This window comes from Nocardia carnea (assembly GCF_029869215.1).
GTDB lineage: Bacteria > Actinomycetota > Actinomycetes > Mycobacteriales > Mycobacteriaceae > Nocardia > Nocardia carnea_B.
The window spans coordinates 1-5,488 of sequence record NZ_JARWPM010000371.1; the positions used below are offsets into that span (position 1 = coordinate 1).

The 5,488-nt window shown below is 68.8% G+C and carries 6 protein-coding genes; 5 read left to right on the forward strand and 1 reads right to left on the reverse strand.

Going from position 1 to position 5,488, the window contains the following annotated elements; translation table 11 throughout:
- The first annotated feature begins 285 nt into the window (after nucleotides 1–285).
- Both QH276_RS26570 and QH276_RS26575 read left to right on the forward strand, forming a co-directional pair.
- Complete coding sequence (locus tag QH276_RS26570) at nucleotides 286–1,164, forward strand: IclR family transcriptional regulator (protein ID WP_280398412.1); 879 nt, start codon at nucleotides 286–288, stop codon at nucleotides 1,162–1,164.
- Nucleotides 1,165–1,327: 163 nt separating this feature from the next.
- On the forward strand, nucleotides 1,328–2,170 hold the full coding sequence (locus tag QH276_RS26575) for an SDR family oxidoreductase (protein ID WP_280398411.1): 843 nt from the start codon (nucleotides 1,328–1,330) through the stop codon (nucleotides 2,168–2,170).
- 67 nt (nucleotides 2,171–2,237) lie between these two features.
- Here QH276_RS26575 and QH276_RS26580 read toward each other — a convergent pair whose 3' ends face one another.
- Nucleotides 2,238–3,887, reverse strand: coding sequence for an AMP-binding protein (locus QH276_RS26580; RefSeq protein ID WP_280398410.1), 1,650 nt, complete (start codon nucleotides 3,885–3,887; stop codon nucleotides 2,238–2,240).
- A gap of 306 nt (nucleotides 3,888–4,193) precedes the next feature.
- Between QH276_RS26580 and QH276_RS26585 the strand changes: the two genes are divergently transcribed.
- From QH276_RS26585 to QH276_RS26595, 3 genes are all read left to right on the forward strand, one after another.
- Entirely contained in the window at nucleotides 4,194–4,385 is a 192-nt protein-coding gene (locus tag QH276_RS26585; protein WP_280398409.1) for a DUF4177 domain-containing protein, read from the forward strand.
- 62 nt (nucleotides 4,386–4,447) lie between these two features.
- A complete protein-coding gene (locus QH276_RS26590; RefSeq protein ID WP_280398408.1) occupies nucleotides 4,448–4,774 on the forward strand; it encodes a hypothetical protein in 327 nt (108 codons plus the stop codon).
- A gap of 146 nt (nucleotides 4,775–4,920) precedes the next feature.
- Nucleotides 4,921–5,226 carry a hypothetical protein gene (locus QH276_RS26595; protein ID WP_280398407.1) on the forward strand — a complete coding sequence of 102 codons (306 nt, stop codon included), beginning with the start codon at nucleotides 4,921–4,923 and terminating at the stop codon, nucleotides 5,224–5,226.
- Nucleotides 5,227–5,488: the final 262 nt, after the last annotated feature.

A 5,488-nucleotide genomic window follows, 5' to 3' on the forward strand; every position in this document is an offset into this window, starting at 1 on the left:
GCCGCCGCCGCGCGCCGCCCGCGTCGCCGTGGTTTTGTCTCTTGGGGGGGGTGGGGGTGGGGCGGTTCGCCGCCGCGGGGGGTTCTGCCCGGGCGGGGGGTCGGCGGGGGGCCGCCCCCCCGCGGCCCGCCCACGGAAGCGGCCGGCCGCCGTGGCCGGTCGAGGCTGTCCTGCCCGCGTTCCCCGTTTTCCGGTTCACGGTCGTCGGCGGTGTTACTCTGGCACCAGAATGAATTTCAGTTCTTAGCCGATAAGAACGCTTGACCAGCCCTTACGGAGGAATCCGTGGATCTCATTGATTCGGAAAACGCCACGACCGAGCCCGGTCCGGAATCGGATGTGCCGATGTCCATGGTCGAGCGGATGACCCGGATCCTGGATGCTTTCGACGGCCGCGGGTCGCGGTTGTCGCTCGCCGAGGTCGCCGGCCGGGCACGGATACCCCGCTCCACCGTCTACCGAATCCTGGACCAGCTGGTGCGGACCGGCTGGGTCGAGCACACGTCCGGGGGCTACGGGCTGGGCCGCCGTGCCACGGGCTTCGGCGGGGGCGACGAGTACGGCCGGATCCGGGCGGCGGCGGCACCGCTACTGCACGAATTGCAGCTGCGGACCGGTATGGTGGTGCACCTGACCGTACTCGACCACGGCGACAGCCTGTACCTCGACAAGATCGGCGGCCGGTTCGCCACCCACGTTCCCTCCCGGGTCGGCGGGCGTGTCCCCGCATACTGCACCGCGGGCGGGAAAGCCATTCTGGCGTGGCTGAAACCGGAGGTGGTCGACGGGCTCTACGGCTCGGCCCTCCTGCCGCGCACCGACCGCACGATCACCGACCGGACAGCTTTGCATCATGAACTCAACCGAATCCGGTTGCGCCGCGGCCTCGCCTTCGAACGCAACGAGTCTGTCGACGGCATCGCCTGTGTCGGGGCCGCGGTACGCGGTGGCGAGGGCCCCGTCGCCGCGGTCTCGCTGTGCGGTGAGGCCGATATCGTGCGGTTGAACACCGTGGCGCCGCTGGTGGCCGAGGTGGCCCGTGAGGTGTCGGAGAGCTTGTACCCCGAACTCCGGGACCGACGCCACCGCCGGAAAGCGACTGCGCCGGACAGGAATCCGTTGCCCTGCGGCGCTGAGCGGCTGCTCTCGGCCGCTGCCGGGTGAGACCGCCCGCCTCTCCGTGGCTGCCGCCCTCGACGCCGGGCGATCACCCCTGATACTCAGGGTTGAGGCGGGCGTCGATCCGAAGGCCGATGCGCCCGGTGCAGGCGGCCTGGACGATGGTGATAGCGCCCGCCATCGGGGTGGGCAGGAAATCGGAGGGCATATGAAGCTGGAAGCCGGGCAGGTCGCCGTGGTCACCGGTGCCGCGAACGGGATCGGTGCGGCAGTGGCGGCCGCGCTCGTCCGGCGCGGGCTGCGGGTGGTCGTGGCCGATATCGAGACCGAAACGCTGACGGAAACCGCTGCCCAACTGGGCGGCTCGGTGATCGCCGTGCCCACCGATGTCGCCGATATCGAGCAGGTGCGTGCCCTCGCCGAGCGAACGCTTGCCGAATTCGGGCGGGTGGACCTGGTTGTCAACAATGCCGGTATGGGCGCGGGCGGGCCGAGCTGGGATATCGCTCCTGCCGAGTGGAACCGGGTCTGGGCGGTGAACGTCGGCGGTGTGGTGAACGGGATCCATGTCTTCACACCGCATCTGATCGCCGCCGGGCAGGGGCATATCGTGAACACGGCCTCCTTGGCCGGGCTGACGGTCGGCCTGCTCGGCGCACCGTACGCGGCAAGTAAGGCCGCGATCATCTCGATCTCGGAATCGCTGCGGGGTGAACTGGAGCTTTTCGCTCCGAATGTCGGGGTCACCGTGGTGTGCCCGGGCCCGGTGGATACCCGGATGTTCCGAGGTCTCGCCGAACTCGCCGGTCCGCCGGAGGGTGCGGCGCCGGAAACGGACGCGTTGCCCCCCGATGTCCGGGCCGCGCTGGCGCCGATGATGGAAGCGGTAGCCGACATGGCGAAGGAAATGCTCCCCGCCCCGCAGGCGGCGGAAATCATCCTCGCCGCGGTGGAATCGGGGAAGCTGTACGAAACCACTCATCCGGAGATGGCGGTCGCCGCCCGCGACCGGATCGGCACGATCCTGGAATCCTTCGGCACTCCCGCCTGAACGCTCGCGCTATCGCCGGGCCGATGCGGCTCGGCGATAGCGCGGACGATTGCTGCTCGGACTGCTCTCAGCGGTTCCCGGAGTCCGCCGGCAGATCCTCGAGCAGTGCCAGGGCCTGCTTGCGCATCTCGACCTTGCGGACCTTCCCGGTGACGGTCATCGGGAATTCGTCGACCACGTGCACATAGCGGGGGATCTTGTAATGCGCGAGCCGCCCCTCGCAGAACTGCCGGACCGCCGCCGTGCCGAGTGCCGGGGCACCCTCCCGCATCCGGATCCAGGCCATCAGCTCTTCGCCGTATTTCGGGTCGGGAACACCGATCACCTGGGCATCGAGGATATCGGGGTGGGTATAGAGGAACTCCTCGATTTCGCGCGGGTAGATGTTCTCGCCACCCCGGATCACCATATCTTTGATCCGCCCGGTGATGGCGACGTAGCCGTCGTCGTCCATCACCCCGAGATCGCCGGTGTGCATCCAGCGGGCCGCGTCGATCACCTCGGCGGTTTTCTCCGGATCCGCCCAGTAGCCGAGCATCACCGAATAGCCGCGCGTGCACACCTCACCCGGCTCGCCGCGCGGCAGCGTCCGGCCGGTTGCCGGGTCGACGATCTTGATCTCCAGATGCGGGCCGACCCGCCCGACCGTCGCCGTGCGCTGGTCGATACTGTCGCCGGCCCTCGTCTGGGTCGAGACCGGTGACGTCTCGGTCATGCCGTAACAGATGGTCACCTCGCGCATTCCCATCCGCTCGATGACCTGCTTCATCACCTCCACCGGGCACGGCGATCCCGCCATGATCCCGGTGCGCAGGGTCGACAACCGGTAGTCGCCGAATCCGGGGTCGGCGAGTTCGGCGATGAACATGGTCGGCACCCCGTACAGCGAGGTGCAGCGCTCGGCCTCGACCGCGGCGAGGGTGGCGGCGGGGTCGAACGCCGGCGCCGGGATCACCATCGTCGCCCCGTGACTCGTACAGGCCAGATTGCCCATGACCATGCCGAAACAGTGATAGAAGGGGACCGGGATACAGACCCGGTCCTGATCGGAGTAACCGCAGATCTCACCGACGAAGAAACCGTTGTTGAGGATATTGTGATGGCTCAGGGTCGCCCCCTTGGGGAAACCTGTTGTGCCCGAGGTGTATTGGATGTTGATGGGGTCGTCCGCGGACAATCCGGCCTGTGCCGCCGCGAGGCCGGCCGGGTCGGCGGCGCGACCCGACTCCAGTAACCCCGACCAGTCCGCGCCGCCGAGCAGAACGACCTGTTCCAGCGCCGGGCACGCCGGGCGCACCTCCGCGAGTACGGCGGCGTAGTCCGAGGTCTTGAACGAGGCCGCCGCGATCACCATCCGGATACCGGCCTGCCGCAGCACGTACTCCAGTTCGTGCGCCCGGTACGCGGGGTTCACGGTGACCAGGACGGCGCCGATCTTCGCGGTCGCGTACTGCACGAAAACCCATTCGGGACAGTTGGGCGCCCAGATTCCGACCCGGTCCCCTTTGCCGATACCCGCCGCCAGCAAGCCCGCCGCGAGCGCATCGACCTCCCCGGCGAGTTCGCGGTAGCTCCACCGGTGGCCACCGGCCACATCCACCAGCGCATCGTTGTCCGGGAAGGCGGCCACCGTGCGATCGAAATTGTCCCCGATCGTGTCCCCGAGCAACGGAACATTCCACGCGCCGGAGGCGTAGCTCTGCTGAGGTGTACTCATCACCGGTCCTTTCCCTGCACCCGCCGGGTACCTCTGAACGGGGCCGTGGGCTTTATTCGCCGCGCCTGCGGCCCGAGGCAATAGTGATACAGGTCACCAGTCCGTGCACACCCCCGAACGGGGGTAATCCGCGCCGTCGGACAGACCGCGCTGTCCACGGGATCCACCGGCCGGGCGATCAGCGTGGTCGCGCGGGTCAGCGTACGGCCCGGCATTTGACCGTGCCGTACCGGCATAGTTTCTACTGGTGCACCGGGCGGGTCTGCGCCGGAAAGCCCGCACGAACAACCCCGAGGAGAGCGACGAATGGCCGCACAGTGGGAACACAAGGTGCTGAAGTACAAGCTCGGCATGAAGGGCTTCGACTACGGCAAGATGGAACAGGACCTCAACGACTTGGGCCGGAAGGGCTGGGAAGCGGTCGGTACCCTTGCCCCGAGCTTCGGTTCCGGGCAGGCCATCGAGGTTGCGCTCATTCTGAAGAAACGCAACGACTGACCGCCGGCAACCGGCCACGCCGGATGCGTCACCGGCGGGCCGGATCGGTATCCGATACTCGGATGATGGTGCGACGGATTTCGCCGGCCCGGCCGCGGTGGTGGCGTACGGGCAGCGGGAGGTTCCCGCTGGCCGCCCGGGTCGGCGGGCAGTGGTGGGTGTTGCGGCTCAACCCGTTCCCCGACCACGATCTGTGGACGTTGTTCATCGACGGCGCGGCCCGGTACGACCTCAACGATGCGCCGCCGAGCTGGGGTGTTCTCGCGCCGGCGTCGGTGCCGCCGCTGGACCCGTGGACCGCCGACAGCCTGCTGGCACCCCTGAGCGAGTTCGTGGTGTACGGCAGCGAAGCCGGGCAGCCGTGCGACGATCCGTTCTGCTGCGGCTGAGCCGCCGCGGATCGCGGTGAATCCGCCGGTTCCCAGCTGACTCCCAGCTGGGCTTGCAGCTGGCACACAGGTAGGCGAAGTAGCGTCGCAGACGTCGGAAAGCCGGTCGCGGGATCGGCGAAAAATACGGTGCGACAAGGAGATCCATGGTGAAGCTGAAGCCGGCTAGCAGAGCCTTCGCGGCTGTGGTGTGCGGGATCGGGGTAGCGGGTGCGGCCGTTGCCGGAGCGGGTACGGCCAGTGCCCATCCGGGGCCGGGTGAGAAGAAGATCATCATCAACGGACAGGAGCGGACCGATATCGACCGAGTGATCCTGCGGGAGAACATCGAGCGGGATCTGCCCGGGTACCAGCTGCCTGCGGGCAGTCCGGGCGTGATCATCTTGAAGAACGGCGAGGTCCAGCCCGTACCCGAAGGTGCGGTATTGCGGACCCGCGAAGACCGGCGATAGACCGGTAGCGATGAATCCCCCGTCGTCGGACGGGCGAGGAAACAACCCGAGGTGTGGTCCCTCGCCACTCGGGTTCCGGTGACACTCCGCGCCGAACCGGCAGTGTCACCTCTCCTGTCGGCCACTGCCCGGCCGCCAGGGGGCAGGGGGGGGGGGGGGGGGGGGGGCGCCCCCCCCCGCGGGGGGGGGGGGGGGGGGGGGCGGGGGGGGCGGGGGGGGCGCGCGGGGCGGGGGCGGGGGGGGGGGGGGGGGGCGGGGGCGG

Bases quoted from the DNA above. Each gene is read 5' to 3' on its own strand.
- QH276_RS26580 (WP_280398410.1), bottom strand. From the start codon at position 3,887: ATGAGTACACCTCAGCAGAGCTACGCCTCCGGCGCGTGGAATGTTCCG.
- QH276_RS26585 (WP_280398409.1), top strand. From the start codon at position 4,194: ATGGCCGCACAGTGGGAACACAAGGTGCTGAAGTACAAGCTCGGCATG.
- QH276_RS26590 (WP_280398408.1), top strand. From the start codon at position 4,448: ATGATGGTGCGACGGATTTCGCCGGCCCGGCCGCGGTGGTGGCGTACG.
- QH276_RS26595 (WP_280398407.1), top strand. From the start codon at position 4,921: ATGGTGAAGCTGAAGCCGGCTAGCAGAGCCTTCGCGGCTGTGGTGTGC.
- QH276_RS26575 (WP_280398411.1), top strand. From the start codon at position 1,328: ATGAAGCTGGAAGCCGGGCAGGTCGCCGTGGTCACCGGTGCCGCGAAC.